The sequence below is a fragment of the Aquirufa nivalisilvae genome (assembly GCF_004307455.1).
GTDB classification, from domain to species: Bacteria; Bacteroidota; Bacteroidia; order Cytophagales; family Spirosomataceae; genus Aquirufa; species Aquirufa nivalisilvae.
This window is the reverse complement of record NZ_SEWX01000001.1, coordinates 133,099-149,566: the sequence shown is the minus strand read 5'-3', so window position 1 is coordinate 149,566 and position 16,468 is coordinate 133,099. Positions and strand designations below refer to the sequence as shown.

The window sequence follows — 16,468 nt, the reverse complement described above, 5'->3', positions numbered from 1 at the left end:
ATGGCACGTTCACTAAAAAAAGGTCCTTACATTGATTACCGCCTTGACAACAAGGTACAGGTGATGAACGAATCCGGCAAAAAGTCGGTGATCAAAACATGGTCAAGACGTTCAATGATTTCTCCAGATTTCGTAGGCCACACGTTTGCGGTTCACAACGGGAATAAATTTATTCCAGTTTATGTAACTGAAAACATGGTAGGTCACAAATTGGGTGAGTTCTCGCCGACCCGTAACTTCCGTGGTCACATAGCGAAAAAAGACAAAGGTAAAAAGTAAAGATATTGACCTAAGGGTCTTATAATCAGAAATTGAAAAATGGAAGCTATTGCTAAATTAAGAAATGTTCCTACTTCGCCTCAAAAGATGCGTTTGGTAGCGGATATGGTACGCGGACAAAAAGTATCTAAGGCTTTAGGTATTTTAAAGTTTGAGCCTAAAGTGGGTGCTAAAGCAATTGAAAAATTGTTGTTATCAGCAGTCTCTAACTGGCAGAACAAACATGAGGACGCTAAAATCGAAGAAGCTGATTTATACATCAAGACTATCTTCGTAGATGGAGGTTCATCTATCAAGCGTTTACGTCCTGCTCCTCAGGGAAGAGGTCACCGGATTTTGAAAAGATCCAATCACATCACTTTAGTAGTGGCTTCTTCGGCAGCACCTGCTTTAGAGGAAACAAATTCAGCTGAATAATTAACTATTAGATATAACAAGAAATGGGACAAAAAATTAACCCCGTTGGATTAAGATTAGGTATCGTAAGAGGTTGGGATTCTAACTGGTACGGTGGTAAGACTTTCGCGGATAAATTGGTTGAGGACGAGAAGATCAGAAAGTATGTGGCTGCTCGTATTCCAAAGGGATCTATCTCTAAAGTTATTATTGAACGTACTTTAAAGCGTATCACATTGACGATCAATACAGCTCGTGCTGGTGTCGTGATTGGTAAGCAAGGTGCCGAGGTAGATAAGGTAAAAGAGGAGTTGAAAAAGATCACTGGAAAAGACGTTCAAATCAACATTTTTGAAATTAAACGCCCAGAAATCGATGCTAAATTAATTGGAGAAGCAATTGCTCAACAATTACAAGCTCGTATCTCTTTCCGTCGTGCCATGAAACAAGCAATTGCTTCAGCGATGCGTGTAGGAGCTCAGGGTATTAAATTGAAATTATCTGGTCGTTTAGGAGGTGCTGAAATGGCACGTTCTGAAGGATACAAGGAGGGACGTATCCCATTGCACACATTGCGTGCAGATGTGGATTATGCTATCTCTGAAGCATTAACTGTTTACGGTAAAATCGGTATCAAAGTATGGGTATTCCGTGGAGAGGTTTTTGGAAAGCGTGATTTATCTCCAAACGCAAACATGGGCTTGCAATCTACTTCGGCAGATTCTCGTCCTGGTGATCGTGGCCCACGTGGTCGTGACGATGACCGTCGCGGAGGAGGACGTTCTCGTCGTCCAGAAGGAGCAGATCAAGGTGGTGATCGCAATAAACCAGGTGCTGGTGGTGCAAACCGTGGCCGTGGAGGAAAGCGCTAAGCATCCATAATAATTTTGTATTAGATATTAGACTTATAAGAAGATGTTACAACCAAAAAGAACGAAATTTCGTAAGCAGCAAAAAGGTCGCGTAAGAGGGGTTGCTACCCGTGGCCACGAAATTGATTTTGGATCATTCGCTATTAAATCTTTGGAGCCAGGTCGTATTACAGCTCGTCAAATTGAGGCAGCTCGTATTTCGGTAACTCGTGCCATGAAACGTGAAGGTCAAGTTTGGATTCGTATTTTCCCTGACAAACCTATTACTAAGAAACCTGCAGAGGTTCGTATGGGTAAAGGAAAGGGAGCTCCTGAGTATTGGGTAGCCAACGTTCGTCCAGGTACTATTTTGTTCGAATCAGCAGGTGTTCCTTTAGCCCTAGCGCAAGAAGCTTTGCGTTTAGCCGCTCAGAAATTACCGATGCGTACAAAATTTGTAGTACGTAGAGATTATTCAGAATAGAGTTTTAGACCCCAGGTTTAAAATTTAAATAGCATCGTTATGAAAAACGCAGAAATAAACAAATTAGGAGTAGCGGAATTGACACAACAAATTGTTGTGGAGCAGGAAAACTTATCTCGTTTGAAATTGGCACATGCCATTTCACCGATTGAGAACCCAATGCGCATTCGTGAAACTCGTAAATTGATTGCCCGCTTAGAGACAGCTTTATCGGCGCAAGCAAAAGCTTAATTAATTATTAATTTTTAATAGACCATTTCGGAATTGCTAATGGTCAATTGTTTAACAAGTCCAACAACCATGGAAGAAAGAAACCTAAGAAAAGTAAGGATTGGGAAAGTGGTTAGTGATAAGATGGATAAATCAATCACTATTACAGTAGACCGTAAGGTTAAGCACCCCTTGTACGGAAAGTTCGTACAGAAGACCACTAAATTGATGGCTCATGATGAGAATAATGAGTGCGGAATTGGTGATACAGTGAAAGTGATGGAAACCCGTCCTCTTTCTAAAAATAAGCGTTGGAGATTAGTAGAAGTAATCGCAAAAGCGAAATAATTCTGTCTCTTGTTATTCAAAATTTAAAATTTAAAGATCAAAGATAATGTTACAGCAAGAATCAAGATTGGGTGTAGCGGATAATTCTGGAGCGAAAGAAGTTTTAGTGATTCGCGTTTTGGGAGGTACTGGAAAAAGATATGCTTCTGTAGGCGATAAAATTGTAGTTTCAGTTAAGTCGGCTCTTTCCTCTTCAAGCATGAAGAAAGGAACAGTTTCAAGAGCAGTAGTTGTTCGTACGAAAAAAGAAATTCGTCGCAAAGATGGTACGTATATTCGTTTTGAAGATAACGCGGCCGTTTTATTAAATGCCAACGATGAGCCAAGAGGAACTCGTATTTTTGGACCTGTTGCACGTGAATTGCGTGAAGCTGGTTTTATGAAGATTGTTTCTTTAGCCCCAGAAGTTTTATAAATAGATAGATATATTGGTTATCCAATAGAAAAAATCATACCATGGAAAATAATACAAGCAAGCAAACAAAATTGCACGTAAAAAAAGGAGATACTGTGATGGTGATTTCAGGTAATGCCAAAGGTAAAACTGGCGTTATCAAGCAAGTTATCGTTGAGAAATCTCGTGCAATTGTAGAAGGAGCTAATTTGCAAACGAAGCACGTTAAGCCTTCAGCAAGCAATCCTCAAGGAGGTATTGAAAAGCGTGAGGGTTCAATCCACATCTCTAATTTGATGGTGGTTGAAAACGGAAAGCCTGTACGTACTGGTCGTAAAGTAAACGAGCAAGGAAAGTTACAGCGCTACTCTAAAGTAACAGGAAAATTTATTGCATAAATAGAATTTAACGCGTGGGTCGGAAATCCACAACATATACAAAAATGGCAGTACCTAGATTAAAAAAACGTTTTGTAGAAGAGGTTGTACCTAGCTTGAAAGAAAAGTTTCAGTACAAGTCTGTGATGCAAGTGCCTAAGATTACTAAAGTTGTAATCAATAAAGGTGTAGGAGCCGCTGTAGCGGACAAAAAGCTAGTAGATGTAGCTGTAGAAGAAATTACTCAAATTGCTGGTCAAAAAGCAGTGGCAACCATTTCTAAAAAGGCGATCTCTAACTTTAAATTACGTGAAAACATGCCAATTGGTGTGAAAGTAACATTGCGTGGAGATCGTATGTATGAGTTTTTAGATCGTTTAACTACAGTATCTTTAGCTCGTGTACGTGACTTTAAAGGAATCTCAGAAAAAGGATTTGATGGTCGTGGAAATTATACTTTAGGTGTAAAAGAGCAAATCATCTTCCCTGAAATATCAATTGATAAAGTAGCTAAAATCTCGGGTATGGATATCACTTTTGTGACTACAGCCAACACGGATGAAGAAGCTTATGCTTTATTGGCTGCCGTAGGAATGCCTTTTTCCAATATTAAAAAATAATTAGCCACCGGCTACTAACACATTTAAAATTTTTACATCATGGCTAAAGAGTCAGTAAAAGCTAGAGAAAGAAAACGCGAAGCAGCAGTTGCTAAATATGCAGTGAAAAGAGCGGCATTGAAAGCAGCTGGTGATTACCTAGGATTGGATAAGTTACCTAAAAATGCTTCTCCAGTACGTCTTCATAACCGTTGTAAGTTGACTGGTCGTCCACGTGGTTATATGCGTAAATTCGGCATTAGCCGTGTTACTTTCCGTGAAATGGCATCGAATGGTTTGATTCCAGGAGTGACCAAATCAAGCTGGTAATATAAAATTTGATTAATTAAATTCATTTTTGTAATTTTGCAGGCCTTTTTAATGGCTTGCGGCAAATTTAAAAACAATGACAGATCCTATAGCAGACTATTTAACCCGATTGAGAAATGCCTTGAAGGCACGCCATAGGGTAGTTGAAATTCCTGCTTCCAACATTAAAAAGGAAATCACGAAGGTGCTTTTTGATAAGGGGTATATTTCAAATTATAAATTTGATGATACTACAGTTCAAGGAACCATCAAGATTGCTTTGAAATATAATGCAGTAACTAAGCAACCTGCAATCATTAATTTGACTCGTATTTCTAAGCCAGGTTTACGTAAGTACAACGGAGCGGAAGAGTTACCACGCGTATTGAACGGTTTGGGTATCGCTATCTTGTCTACTTCGAAAGGAGTAATTACTGACAAAGAAGCGCGTACACTACACGTTGGTGGTGAAGTACTTTGCTACGTATATTAATAATTAATTGTTTAACGCTGAAAGGAGCTAAGCTCGAAATCTAAGCAAAAACTACATTTTCATGTCAAGAATAGGAAATAAAATTATCAACCTACCTGCAGGCGTAACAGTCGATGTTAACACAGGTAATTTGGTAACTGTGAAAGGCCCTAAAGGAACTTTATCACAACAAGTAGACCAAGATATCATCATCGAAATCGAAGGAAACGTGTTGACGGTTAAACGTCCGACAGAGCAAAAGCGTCACAAAGCTATGCACGGTCTTTACCGTTCATTGATCAACAACATGGTTGTTGGTGTGAGTGAAGGTTTCGTGAAGAATTTAGAAATCATTGGTGTGGGTTACAAAGCAGCAAACCAAGGTAATATCTTGGAATTGAGCTTAGGTTACTCTCACGCTATTTTTATGGCTATACCTGCAGAAATCAAAATCACTACGGCGATGGAGAAAGGTAAAAACCCAATGGTTAACTTAGAAGGAATCGACAAGCAATTGATCGGTCAAGTGGCAGCTAAAATCAAATCACTTCGTCCAGTTGAGCCTTACAAAGGTAAAGGTGTTCGTTTTGTGGGTGAGCAAGTTCGTCGCAAGGCAGGTAAAGCAGGTGGTAAGAAATAAATAGAAAGCGTGGGCCGGAAATCCACACAAACAAGTTAAATCAATATGGCAACAACAAAAGATTTACGTAGACTTCGCATCAAACGTGCGATACGTGCGAAAATAAAGGGAACAGCTGAACGTCCTCGTTTAACTGTTTTCCGTTCCAACACAGCGATGTACGCTCAGTTGGTAGATGATTTGAGTGGAAAGACGATTATGTCTGCTACCTCATACAAGAAAGGTAAAGTGAACAACAATGTAGAGGCTGCTAAATTAGTAGGAACAGCTATCGCAGATAAGGCCAAAGCTGCTGGAATCACTAAAGTGGTTTTTGATCGTAACGGTTATTTGTATCACGGAAGAATTAAATCATTAGCTGAAGGCGCTCGCGAGGGTGGCTTACAATTTTAATAAAAGATATGTCGCATTTACAAGCAAAACCAATTAAGGTTAATGAGGGTGAGTTGAAGGAGAAAGTAGTAGCCATCAACCGTGTTGCCAAAGTGGTAAAAGGGGGTCGTCGTTTCAGTTTTTCTGCTATCGTTGTAGTAGGTGATGGTCACGGAATCGTAGGTTTCGGATTAGGAAAAGCTAACGAAGTAACTGATGCTATCACAAAAGGTATCGAAGACGCTAAGAAAAATTTATTCCAAATTCCATTGTTGAAGAACACTGTTCCTCACGAGCAATTAGGTAAATTCTCTGGTGGTTTCGTATTAGTTAAGCCAGCTGCTCCAGGTACAGGATTGATCGCCGGTGGTGCGATGCGTGCTGTGTTAGAATCAGCAGGTGTTCACGACGTATTAGCGAAATCTAAAGGTTCTTCTAATCCTCACAACGTAGTTAAAGCAACAATTGATGCTTTAGTTAAAATGAGAGCTCCACATACAGTGGCTTTCCAAAGAGGAATTTCTGTAGCTAAAGTATTTAATGGATAATCGAGTGCCTTAGTGCCTCTAAAATAGAACATACGATGTCTAAAGTTAAAATTACCCAAGTAAAAAGTGCCATCAAGCGTCCTGAAGTTCAGAAACGTACGATTCAAGCACTAGGATTAGGTAAGATCCGTAAAAGTGTGGAAGTAGAATTAAACCCAGCTATCGCAGGTATGATTCGTGCAGTCAATCACTTAATTGTAGTAGAGAATATATAATTTAATTGCGAGTTGCCCGAAAGGGTAGCGTTAAGCCCAATACACATGAAATTATCTTCATTAAAGCCGGCAGAAGGCTCGGTAAAAACAAGAAAAAGAGTAGGTCGTGGTCAAGGTTCAGGTCTTGGTGGTACTTCCGCTCGTGGTCACAAAGGAGCTCAGTCTCGTTCAGGTTATTCACGCAAGCGTGGATTTGAAGGAGGTCAGATGCCGATCCAACGTCGTGTACCTAAGTTCGGTTTCAAAAATATCAATCGTGTAGAATACAAAGCAATCAATTTAGATACCTTACAAGCTTTAGCTGATGCTACTGGTTTGAAGCAAATCAATTTTGAGACACTTTACAGCCACGGATTAGTATCTAAGTCTGACTTAGTGAAAATCTTAAGTCGTGGAAGTGTTACTTCTGCTTTAGAAGTTACAGTTAAAGGTTTCTCTGGTGCTGCTAAAGCTGCTATCGAAGCAGCAGGTGGTCAAGCAATTGTTGGTTAATCCTCTATTCTAAACGAATGAACAAGCTAATAACAACGTTTAAGCATATCTTCGCGATTGAGGAATTAAGAGGTCGTATTTTTAATACGTTACTTTTTATCGCCTTTTTCCGTCTGGGTTCTTATATCGTTCTACCTGGTGTAGACGCGACTAAATTAACACAAGCCGGTGATGGTGGTCTCTTTGGTTTGTTGAATATGTTTTCTGGTGGTGCTTTAAGTAATGCTTCGGTATTTGCTTTAGGCATCATGCCTTACATTTCAGCATCTATCGCTATTCAGTTGTTGACCATTGCTCTTCCTTACTTCCAAAAGATGCAAAAGGATGGAGAATCTGGTCGTAAAAAATTAAACCAAATCACTCGTATCTTAACGATTTTCGTTACAGCTGCGCAAGGATTTACCTATTTACAAGTAACTATTCCTGCGGAAGCAATTTTGGTTGATCCTTGGTTCTTCCGTCTTTATGGTGTAGCTATCTTAATTGGTGGAACCATGTTGTGTATGTGGTTAGGTGAAAAAATTACCGACAAAGGTATTGGTAATGGTATTTCTATGTTGATTATGATTGGTATCGTCTCGCGTTTCCCTGCTTCCTTATTACAAGAAGCTGGTTCACGTGGTATGGCAGGTGCTTTATTATTCATCATTGAAGTAATTGCCTTGTTCTTCGTCGTGATGGGTGCAGTGATGGTTACTCAAGCGGTTCGTCGTATTCCTGTACAATATGCTAAGCAAGTTGTAGGAAGTAAGATGTCTGTAGGTGGTGAACGTCAATACATTCCATTAAAGTTGAACGCTTCAGGTGTTATGCCAATCATTTTTGCTCAAGCATTAATGTTTATCCCAGGATTAGTGGCTCAGTCTTTTGCTGAGAAAAGTGAATTTGCTCAGTCAGTAGCTCAAGCATTTGGTGATTTCACCACATGGCAATACAATGCCTTATTTGCCTTATTGATTGTGGTATTTACCTTTTTCTACACAGCAATTTCCATTAACCCGACACAGATTTCGGATGATATGAAGCGTGGTGGAGGTTTCGTTCCAGGTGTTAAGCCAGGTGAAGAAACATCTAACTTCATTGCTAGTATTTTAGATCGCATTACTTTGCCAGGTGCATTGATGTTGTCTATCATCGCTATTTTACCAGCTATCGCCAACTTATTTGGTGTAACTAGAGGATTTGCTTCCTTCTTTGGAGGAACTTCCTTGTTGATTTTGGTAGGGGTAGTTTTAGATACATTGCAACAAATAGAAAGTTATTTGTTGATGCGTAAATATGAAGGTTTGATGCAATCAGGACGTGTGAAAGGACGTTCCGAAATGATTAGCAGATAAGATGATTTATTTAAAGACACCTCAAGAGTTAGCCATCATTCAAGCGAATGGCGAAATTTTGGGGAAATGTCACGCTGAAGTTGCCAAGGCCATTCAACCTGGAGTAACAACATTAGCTTTAGATAAAATAGCCTACCAATTTATTAAGGATCATGAAGCTCATCCTTCCTTTTTAAATTACCAAGTAGGTGATAAAAAATATGCTTATTCGCTTTGTATCTCAGTAAATGACGTGGTGGTCCATGGATTACCAGGTAGTTTAGAACTGAAAGAAGGAGATATTATCTCCATTGATGCAGGTGTTTATAAGCATGGCTTTCACGCCGACAGCGCTTATACCTATGCAATAGGTCAAGTAGGTGAGGATGTGGAGAATTTATTGACAAGGACAAAAGAGTCTTTGTACCAAGGAATTAAGCAAGCAGTTGCAGGAAAGCGTATCGGAGATATTGGTTCCGCTGTGCAGACTTATTCTGAAGGATTTGGTTACGGAGTAGTGAGGGAATTAGTAGGACATGGAGTAGGTAAAAATCTACACGAAAGTCCTGAAGTTCCTAATTATGGTCGCCGAGGAGATGGACCTAAATTGAAAGAGGGAATGGTTATTGCCATTGAACCTATGGTTAATTTAGGGAAACGTCAAATCACCGTAGATAAGGATGGCTGGACTATCCGGACGATAGACCGTAAAGCATCTGCTCATTTTGAACATACCGTAGCAGTAGGTAAGAATGAAGCTTTACAGCTGACAACCTTTAGTTACATTGAAGAAGTATTAAAAACATCAACAGTATTGTTGAATATTTAACATAAAATTATGGCCAAACAATCCTCGATCGAAGTAGACGGCATCATATTGGAAGCCCTTTCGAACGCGATGTTTCGGGTGGAATTAGAGAATACGCATCAAGTGATTGCGCATATCTCAGGTAAAATGCGGATGAATTACATCAAGATTTTGCCTGGAGATAAAGTGAAGTTAGAAATGTCTCCTTATGATTTGAGTAAGGCAAGAATAGTTTATCGTTATAAATAATAAGGTTTGACCCATAAATTAAACAAATATGAAAGTTAAAGCATCGATCAAAAAGCGTAGTGCAGAATGCAAAGTCATTCGTCGTCACGGAAAGCTTTATGTCATCAACAAGAAGAATCCTAAGTTCAAGCAACGTCAAGGATAATTCGAAAGTATTAAATGATTAATAACAACAATTAATTACCTATATGGCTCGTATTGCAGGGGTTGATATTCCCGACAAAAAAAGAGGAGAAATTGCGTTGACTTATATCTTCGGTATTGGTCGTAGCACTGCTCAAAAGATTTTGACGAAAGCAGAAATTTCGTTTGACAAGAAGGCTGGTGAGTGGAATGATACGGAGGCTAGCGCTATCCGTGCTATTATTGCTGCCGAATTCAAAACGGAGGGACAGCTTAAGTCTGAGGTTCAATTGAACATCAAGCGTTTGATGGATATTGGATGCTACCGTGGTTTGCGTCACCGTAAAGGACTTCCTGTACGTGGCCAAAGAACTAAGAACAATTCTCGTACGAGAAAAGGTCGTAGAAAGACAGTTGCTAACAAGAAGAAAGTAACTAAATAATAACAGGGGGTAATTCCCCTACACAATTTTTATTGATTTTATCCAATGGCACAAGCAAAAAGAAAAGATAAAGCGAAGAAAAGAGTGGTGGTAGTTGAGTCTGTAGGCCAAGTACACATCAAAGCTTCCTTTAACAACATCATTATTTCAATTACCAATTCAGCAGGACAGGTAATTTCTTGGGCATCTGCAGGAAAGATGGGTTTCCGTGGGTCTAAGAAAAACACTCCTTACGCAGCTCAGATGGCAGCATCTAACTGTGCAGCAGTAGCTGTAGAAGCGGGAATGAAAAAAGCAGAGGTTTTTGTAAAAGGACCAGGAGCTGGACGTGAGTCGGCTATCCGTACTATCCAAAACTCAGGTATTGAGGTTTCCTTAATTAAGGACATTACTCCAATGCCTCACAATGGATGTCGTCCTCCAAAACGTCGTCGCGTTTAATTTTATTCATGTTGGGTAATTAGTAATTATTTTCTCCAACATCATTTATTCACTTAATTAATTACTTCATTGCCCATAAGAGGGGCATTGACTTTTAAAAAAAATGGCAAGATACACTGGTCCAAAATCCAAAATTGCTCGTCGTTTCGGCGAAGCGATCTTAGGTCCGAGTAAAGCATTAGCTCGTAAAAATTATGCTCCTGGTATGCATGGTAAAGGGAAACGTTCAAAAGTTTCTGAATATGCCATCCAATTAAAGGAAAAACAAAAGGTAAAATATACCTATGGTATTTTAGAACGTCAGTTCGAAAATTTGTTTCACAAAGCCGCTGTTAAAGAAGGTATTACAGGTGAGAACTTGTTAAAAATGTGTGAAGCAAGATTGGACAACACAGTATATCGTTTAGGAATTGCTCCTACTCGTCGTGCTGCTCGTCAATTGGTTATCCACAAACATATCATTGTGGATGGTGATGTAGTAAATGTGCCCTCTTACTCATTACGCCCAGGCCAATTGGTAGGTGTACGTGAAAAATCTAAATCTCTTGAGGTTGTTTCTGATTCGCTTGCGAGCCGTTCACCAAAGCGTTTCAACTGGTTAGAGTGGGATGGAGTAGAGTTAGTAGGTAAATTTACTGCTTATCCAGAAAGAGATCAGATCCCTGAAAACTTTAATGAGCAAGCTATCGTCGAATTGTATTCGAAGTAATAAGCTGCTTAATAATACAATTTAAAAGAGTATCAATAACGTTTTTTCAAGATCATTTTAAGCTACGAAATATGTCAATATTAGCATTCCAAATGCCCGAGAAAGTTGTGATGGAGAAAGCCGATGACTTCCACGGGACATTTGAGTTCAAGCCACTCGAAAAAGGCTACGGTGTTACCATTGGTAACGCACTTCGTAGAATTTTACTTTCCTCTTTGGAAGGTTATGCGATTACAAGCGTTAAGATTTCTGGTGTTTTACACGAGTTTTCAGCAATTGAAGGTGTTCATGAAGATGTTTCTGAAATCATCCTTAACTTGAAGAAGATCCGTCTTAAAAAGGCGCAAGAGATTTTGGAGAATAAAGTTAATATCAAAGTAAAAGGCCAAACAGCTTTTACTGCTGGTGATATAGCTAAATTTACGCCTTACTTTACCGTTTTAAATCCTGATTTAGTGATTTGCAACTTGGATTCTTCTAAAGAATTAGAAGTTGAGTTAATCATCGAAAAAGGTCGTGGATATGTACCAGCTGATGAGCCTCGTGCTAATGAGTTAGCTTTTGGTCACATCGCCATTGATGCCATCTACACTCCTATCAAAAATGTTAAATTTAGCATTGAAAATACCCGTGTAGAGCAAAAAACTGACTACGAAAAATTAGTGTTAGATATCGAAACAGATGGGTCTATCCATCCAGAAGATGCATTGAAAGGTGCAGCTTATATCTTAATCCAACACTTCATGTTATTCTCTGATCAAACAATGACTTTCGAAACGCCAAAAGCGGAGGAAGACAATGTTGTAGACGAAGAGATGTTACACATGCGTAAATTATTGAAGACTTCTTTAGCCGATCTAGATTTATCTGTACGTGCTTACAACTGCCTTAAATCAGCTGATGTTCGCACTTTAGGAGAATTAGTGAAATTAGAGATCTCTGATATGATGAAGTTCCGTAACTTTGGTAAAAAGTCATTAACTGAGCTAGAACAACTAGTAGAAGAGAAAGGCTTAACCTTCGGAATGGATGTTGCGAAATATCGTTTAGACGAAGATTAATTATTCAATTTTTAAATAAGTAATAGGTGGTGGTCATGTAAAATCCACTAACCGCAGTCCGAGAGGGCTTTTAACTTACGAATTAACACAATGAGACACGGAAAAAAATTCAATCACCTAGGAAGAACAGCTTCCCACAGAGCAGCCTTATTATCAAATATGGCATCCTCTTTAATTTTACACAAACGTATCGAAACAACGGTTGCGAAAGCAAAAGAATTGCGCAAATATGTTGAGCCTTTAATTACTAAGTCTAAGACAGATAGCACTAACAATCGTCGTGTTGTTTTCTCTTACCTTCAAAACAAAGATTCAGTAAAAGAATTGTTTGGAATCGTTTCTGAAAAAGTTGCTGCACGTCCAGGTGGTTATACACGTATTATCAAGTTAGGGAATCGTCTTGGTGACAACGCTGAGATTTGTTTCATCGAATTGGTTGATTTCAACGAAACTATGTTAGCTGCTTCTGCTGAAAAAGCTGGTAAAACTCGTAGAAGTCGTCGTTCAGGTGCTAAGAAAGAAGGCGCTGAGGCTGCTGCTCCAGTAGCAGAAGCTCCATCAGCTGAAGTTGTTGAGGAAGTAGCTGTCGCTGAAGAAGTGGTAGAAGCTCCAGCAGCTGAGGTTGTTGAAGAAGTTGCTGCGGCTGAAGAGCCAACAGCTGAAGAATCAACAGAGGAGCCTAAAGAAGAAAAAGGAGAAGATGCATAATTCATTTCTCTTTTAATTTTGAAGGGCTTTAACTTTAATTAGTTGAAGCCCTTTTTTTAGATAAAATTTTATTCAAACATAGATACATTATGAAAATTACAGAATCGACTCCGGCGGTTTTATTGTTGCAAGATGGTACACTCTTTCACGGGAAAGCATTAGGCAAGATAGGGACTCACGGTGGTGAGATTTGTTTTAATACAGGAATGACGGGTTATCAGGAGATTTATACAGACCCTTCCTATGCTGGACAAGTAATTATTAATACGACCGCTCATATTGGTAATTATGGCGTGATGGATGCACAAGAAGCAGAATCTAATCAAGTGCAAATTGCAGGTATGGTTTGTAATGAGTTTTCAAGTGTCAATTCACGATTTACTGCCACAGGATCTTTGCAAGATTATTTAGAAAATGCAGGTATCGTTGGTATTTCAGGTATTGATACGAGGGCATTAGTTCGTCATATTCGTACCAAAGGAGTGATGAACTGCCTAATCTCTTCTGAAATTTTTGATATCGATTCTTTACAAAAAGAATTAGCAAAAGTACCTGACATGGAAGGACTAGAGCTATCTTCTCAAGTGTGTACTCAAGAAACCTATTTTTTAGGAGACGAAAACGCAGAATTAAAAGTGGCAGTGCTTGATTTAGGAGTTAAGAAAAGCATATTAAGTAATCTGACAGATCGTGGTTGCTATTTGAAAGTATTTCCAGCTAAAACTTCTTATGATGAAATAGCAGCTTGGCAACCTGACGGGTATTTTGTATCCAATGGCCCAGGAGATCCTGCTGTAATGCCTTATGCAGTAGCAACAGTTAGTCAATTTTTAGCTAGTGATAAACCGGTATTCGGCATTTGCCTTGGTCACCAAATTTTAGCTCAAGTTTGTGGTTTGTCAACGTACAAAATGCACAATGGACACCGTGGATTAAATCATCCTGTGAAGAATTTAGAAACAGGTTTATCTGAGATTACATCCCAAAACCATGGTTTTGCTGTACGTATGGAAGAACTTAGTGTTAGCTCACAAGCAACCCTCACTCATATTAATTTAAATGATCAGACGGTAGAAGGATTACGTGTGAATGGAAAAAAAGCATTCTCGGTGCAACATCACCCAGAAGCAAGTCCAGGACCTCATGATTCTCGCTATTTATTTGATCAATTTATAGGTTTGATGAAATAGAAATAAAAAAGGCAACTGAGAAGTTGCCTTTTTTATTGAATTCTTTCGTAAGAATTTATGCCATTGTCTTTTCAGGAAAGCCAAACAATGCTTTTTCCTTGATAAGCTTGACAACAGAACTAGGTACTAGGTTTTCCCATTCACCAGATCCTTGTTGAATTAAATCCAACACTCGATCCGTACGAATTTTCATCAAATTTTCATCGTATGAATGTATGTCAGCCAGTTTTTCATTATCCAACAAGTATTGGAACAAACCCCTTAAATGAGCTTCAGGTTGAAAGCTTGTTAAATTTATCAATTGCCCATTTTCATCCAAAGTTGGATACAAATAAAGCTTTATTTTCAAGCCAAATAAACTAGCAAAAGCCGTTAATATCCCACCTGGATATTGCGTATAATGCTTCTCTTCAAAGATATATTCCAAGTTAGGCATACCCATGATTAATGCCATTTTTAAGCGGCTAAATTTGCTTAGATATGCTACTAGTTTAAAGTATTCGTGGAAATTGGAAATCAATACCGTTTGACCTAATGAACATAAAATGTCTACACGGTCTAAAAAGTCTTTTTCATTGATGTGATTCCCTTCATTTTCTAGATTTCGAAGTGTTAATTCTGAAACTACACAGATTTTATCATCATCAATATCCGCTTCATTTTCAAACTGTTTAATACCCTTTTTGACCATATCTGAAAAGATATTTGTCACCGGTCTAAACCTTCCACGGATGGCTACAATGTGTTTCTTCGAAAGTGCATCATAGGGTTGCATCACATTCCCATCAGGTCCAAATAAGGCAGCCTGGGTAAAGCCATGTTTCACTAAATACAAGGACATCAGTCGATTATCTACTTCCTTAAAATCAGGTCCTTCAAAGCGAATCATGTCAATCTCTATGCGATCAGGCGATAGATCATCTAATAAAGAAACAAGTATTTTTTCTGGATCGGCATGATAATGGTAACAACCATAGATTAAATTCACCCCAATGATACCTAATGCTTGTTGTTGAAGGATATTGTCATTATCCAACATATTAATATGAATGACCACATCATTCACTGGCCCATTAGGGCTTAACTGAAAACGTAATCCTACCCAACCATGTGCATCGTTATCTTTCTGATAATTTAAGGCTGAAACGGTATCAGCAAAGGAAAAGAACCGTTTTTCATCGGCAGATTCAGTTAATCGTACTTTTAATAATTTGAACTCACGATTAAGCATTTTCATTAAGCGCGGTTCACACACATATTTACCCGACTCCTCTTCTCCATAAATGGCATCAGAAAAGGCCATATCATAAGCTGAAATGGTTTTGGCAATGGTTCCAGAAGCTCCACCTGCTTTGAAAAAATTAGCAGCAACATCCTGTCCGGCTCCTATTTCTGCAAATGAACCATATATACTGCGATCTAAATTGATCTGAAGGGCTTTTTGTTTCGTCCCAATGGATTTTAATTTGGCAGTCATAGACGAATGAGTTTATTGATTACAAAGGCAACTACTTAGCAAAGTTATATAATTATCCCGCTATTTAAATGATTTTCTTGAAAACATCCTAACCTATTCAGGCCATTTTTTTGATTTGTGATACCATGTTAAACCTGCCATCGGGGCTTCACTGATGTTTCCAATGTGATAACGATTTTTTCGCATGACTTGTTTCAATATGTCCGAATAATAAAAGGCTACAGAACCCGTAAAATGAATTTTTTGAGTAGTAGACTCCGCATATTTGCTTACATATAAACGGATGAATTCCTGAAAAGAATGCTCAATTAATTGATAACAAAAAGGATGCTTCCGATGATCAAATAAGAATTTAGAGAAGCTAGCAAACCATCGGTTAGGAAATTCCCCTTGGTACGCTTTGGATAAAACATCCAAACGATTTAGTGCCCCAAAGCGCTTAATGAATAGTTCACGTATGTCTTGCGGCATTTCCTGATGTAAGTAGGATAGGACCAATAGTTTCCCAAGATGACCACCACTTCCTTCATCTCCTAACCAAAATCCTAATGGGGGGATTTGTTCCGTGATAGCATTTCCATTAAAAAAGCCAGAATTTGAGCCTGTTCCTAAAATACATGCGATTCCAGTATCGTCTCCACATAGAGACCTAGCTGCGGCAATCAAATCATTTTCCACTTGTATGATCTTGGCACCTTCAAAGTATGATCTAAGCCAATGTTGAATAATCACTTTTTTAGATTCATCTGTAATTCCAGTACCATAATAGTAAATCTCTTCAACAGGAAGTGAACTAAGTTGGGAGAGAACTTCCTTCTGAGAAGCTTCTATTTCTTCAGGTGTTTGATAATAGGGGTTGATTCCAAGTGAATGAAAAGATTGATATGCTTCATTAGGGGATGAAATATACCTCCATTCTGTCTTACTGGACCCGCTTTCTATTAATAGAATCATGGA

Annotated in this window: 28 protein-coding genes; 26 read left to right on the top strand and 2 right to left on the bottom strand. The window is 38.7% G+C overall.

Annotation, left to right across the window (positions count from 1 at the left end; all coding sequences use genetic code 11):
- From rpsS to carA, 26 genes are all read left to right on the top strand, one after another.
- Positions 1–279 (top strand): 30S ribosomal protein S19, encoded by a 279-nt coding sequence (gene rpsS, locus EWU22_RS00725; RefSeq protein ID WP_109324428.1) that lies wholly within the window; start codon positions 1–3, stop codon positions 277–279.
- 39 nt (positions 280–318) lie between these two features.
- Complete coding sequence (gene rplV / locus EWU22_RS00720; protein WP_109324427.1) at positions 319–696, top strand: 50S ribosomal protein L22; 378 nt, start codon at positions 319–321, stop codon at positions 694–696.
- A 23-nt stretch (positions 697–719) separates the two neighbouring features.
- Positions 720–1,547, top strand: coding sequence for a 30S ribosomal protein S3 (gene rpsC / locus EWU22_RS00715; RefSeq protein ID WP_109324414.1), 828 nt, complete (start codon positions 720–722; stop codon positions 1,545–1,547).
- A 43-nt stretch (positions 1,548–1,590) separates the two neighbouring features.
- A complete protein-coding gene (gene rplP / locus EWU22_RS00710) occupies positions 1,591–2,010 on the top strand; it encodes a 50S ribosomal protein L16 (RefSeq protein ID WP_109324413.1) in 420 nt (139 codons plus the stop codon).
- 39 nt (positions 2,011–2,049) lie between these two features.
- The gene (gene rpmC / locus EWU22_RS00705; RefSeq protein ID WP_109324412.1) at positions 2,050–2,241 is read left to right on the top strand and encodes a 50S ribosomal protein L29; all 192 of its coding nucleotides are present in this window, start codon (positions 2,050–2,052) and stop codon (positions 2,239–2,241) included.
- 69 nt (positions 2,242–2,310) lie between these two features.
- Complete coding sequence (rpsQ, locus tag EWU22_RS00700) at positions 2,311–2,568, top strand: 30S ribosomal protein S17 (protein ID WP_109325446.1); 258 nt, start codon at positions 2,311–2,313, stop codon at positions 2,566–2,568.
- A gap of 46 nt (positions 2,569–2,614) precedes the next feature.
- Complete coding sequence (gene rplN / locus EWU22_RS00695) at positions 2,615–2,983, top strand: 50S ribosomal protein L14 (RefSeq protein ID WP_109324411.1); 369 nt, start codon at positions 2,615–2,617, stop codon at positions 2,981–2,983.
- Between the two features lie 41 nt (positions 2,984–3,024).
- Complete coding sequence (rplX, locus tag EWU22_RS00690) at positions 3,025–3,360, top strand: 50S ribosomal protein L24 (protein ID WP_109324410.1); 336 nt, start codon at positions 3,025–3,027, stop codon at positions 3,358–3,360.
- A gap of 44 nt (positions 3,361–3,404) precedes the next feature.
- On the top strand, positions 3,405–3,959 hold the full coding sequence (gene rplE, locus EWU22_RS00685) for a 50S ribosomal protein L5 (protein WP_109324409.1): 555 nt from the start codon (positions 3,405–3,407) through the stop codon (positions 3,957–3,959).
- A gap of 39 nt (positions 3,960–3,998) precedes the next feature.
- Positions 3,999–4,268 carry a 30S ribosomal protein S14 gene (gene rpsN / locus EWU22_RS00680; RefSeq protein WP_109324408.1) on the top strand — a complete coding sequence of 90 codons (270 nt, stop codon included), beginning with the start codon at positions 3,999–4,001 and terminating at the stop codon, positions 4,266–4,268.
- A 76-nt stretch (positions 4,269–4,344) separates the two neighbouring features.
- Positions 4,345–4,740, top strand: coding sequence for a 30S ribosomal protein S8 (gene rpsH, locus EWU22_RS00675; protein ID WP_109324407.1), 396 nt, complete (start codon positions 4,345–4,347; stop codon positions 4,738–4,740).
- A gap of 61 nt (positions 4,741–4,801) precedes the next feature.
- Complete coding sequence (gene rplF, locus EWU22_RS00670) at positions 4,802–5,359, top strand: 50S ribosomal protein L6 (RefSeq protein ID WP_109324406.1); 558 nt, start codon at positions 4,802–4,804, stop codon at positions 5,357–5,359.
- 45 nt (positions 5,360–5,404) lie between these two features.
- Positions 5,405–5,752, top strand: a complete 348-nt coding sequence (rplR, locus tag EWU22_RS00665) for a 50S ribosomal protein L18 (protein ID WP_109324405.1) — start codon at positions 5,405–5,407, stop codon at positions 5,750–5,752.
- An 8-nt stretch (positions 5,753–5,760) separates the two neighbouring features.
- Positions 5,761–6,279: a 30S ribosomal protein S5 gene (gene rpsE / locus EWU22_RS00660; RefSeq protein ID WP_109324404.1), complete on the top strand. Its 519-nt coding sequence runs from the start codon at positions 5,761–5,763 to the stop codon at positions 6,277–6,279.
- A 35-nt stretch (positions 6,280–6,314) separates the two neighbouring features.
- Positions 6,315–6,494, top strand: coding sequence for a 50S ribosomal protein L30 (gene rpmD, locus EWU22_RS00655; protein WP_205753085.1), 180 nt, complete (start codon positions 6,315–6,317; stop codon positions 6,492–6,494).
- 45 nt (positions 6,495–6,539) lie between these two features.
- Entirely contained in the window at positions 6,540–6,986 is a 447-nt protein-coding gene (gene rplO, locus EWU22_RS00650; RefSeq protein ID WP_109324402.1) for a 50S ribosomal protein L15, read from the top strand.
- A 17-nt stretch (positions 6,987–7,003) separates the two neighbouring features.
- Complete coding sequence (gene secY / locus EWU22_RS00645) at positions 7,004–8,323, top strand: preprotein translocase subunit SecY (protein WP_109324401.1); 1,320 nt, start codon at positions 7,004–7,006, stop codon at positions 8,321–8,323.
- A 1-nt stretch (position 8,324) separates the two neighbouring features.
- Complete coding sequence (map, locus tag EWU22_RS00640; RefSeq protein WP_130923989.1) at positions 8,325–9,131, top strand: type I methionyl aminopeptidase; 807 nt, start codon at positions 8,325–8,327, stop codon at positions 9,129–9,131.
- Between the two features lie 9 nt (positions 9,132–9,140).
- Positions 9,141–9,359 carry a translation initiation factor IF-1 gene (gene infA / locus EWU22_RS00635; RefSeq protein WP_092013982.1) on the top strand — a complete coding sequence of 73 codons (219 nt, stop codon included), beginning with the start codon at positions 9,141–9,143 and terminating at the stop codon, positions 9,357–9,359.
- 28 nt (positions 9,360–9,387) lie between these two features.
- Complete coding sequence (gene rpmJ, locus EWU22_RS00630; protein WP_109324399.1) at positions 9,388–9,504, top strand: 50S ribosomal protein L36; 117 nt, start codon at positions 9,388–9,390, stop codon at positions 9,502–9,504.
- Positions 9,505–9,547: 43 nt separating this feature from the next.
- Positions 9,548–9,925: a 30S ribosomal protein S13 gene (rpsM, locus tag EWU22_RS00625; protein WP_109324398.1), complete on the top strand. Its 378-nt coding sequence runs from the start codon at positions 9,548–9,550 to the stop codon at positions 9,923–9,925.
- Positions 9,926–9,970: 45 nt separating this feature from the next.
- Entirely contained in the window at positions 9,971–10,366 is a 396-nt protein-coding gene (rpsK, locus tag EWU22_RS00620) for a 30S ribosomal protein S11 (protein ID WP_109324397.1), read from the top strand.
- 103 nt (positions 10,367–10,469) lie between these two features.
- A complete protein-coding gene (gene rpsD / locus EWU22_RS00615) occupies positions 10,470–11,075 on the top strand; it encodes a 30S ribosomal protein S4 (protein ID WP_109324396.1) in 606 nt (201 codons plus the stop codon).
- A gap of 71 nt (positions 11,076–11,146) precedes the next feature.
- Positions 11,147–12,136 carry a DNA-directed RNA polymerase subunit alpha gene (locus EWU22_RS00610; protein WP_109324395.1) on the top strand — a complete coding sequence of 330 codons (990 nt, stop codon included), beginning with the start codon at positions 11,147–11,149 and terminating at the stop codon, positions 12,134–12,136.
- Between the two features lie 90 nt (positions 12,137–12,226).
- The gene (gene rplQ / locus EWU22_RS00605) at positions 12,227–12,844 is read left to right on the top strand and encodes a 50S ribosomal protein L17 (protein WP_130923988.1); all 618 of its coding nucleotides are present in this window, start codon (positions 12,227–12,229) and stop codon (positions 12,842–12,844) included.
- Positions 12,845–12,933: 89 nt separating this feature from the next.
- Complete coding sequence (carA, locus tag EWU22_RS00600) at positions 12,934–14,034, top strand: glutamine-hydrolyzing carbamoyl-phosphate synthase small subunit (protein ID WP_109324385.1); 1,101 nt, start codon at positions 12,934–12,936, stop codon at positions 14,032–14,034.
- A 55-nt stretch (positions 14,035–14,089) separates the two neighbouring features.
- Here the strand turns inward: carA and EWU22_RS00595 are convergent, their stop codons facing one another.
- Together EWU22_RS00595 and EWU22_RS00590 are read right to left on the bottom strand one after the other, a co-directional pair.
- Complete coding sequence (locus EWU22_RS00595) at positions 14,090–15,511, bottom strand: nicotinate-nucleotide adenylyltransferase (RefSeq protein WP_109324384.1); 1,422 nt, start codon at positions 15,509–15,511, stop codon at positions 14,090–14,092.
- Between the two features lie 93 nt (positions 15,512–15,604).
- Entirely contained in the window at positions 15,605–16,465 is an 861-nt protein-coding gene (locus tag EWU22_RS00590) for an N-acetylglucosamine kinase (protein ID WP_130923987.1), read from the bottom strand.
- Between the last annotated feature and the right edge of the window lie 3 nt (positions 16,466–16,468).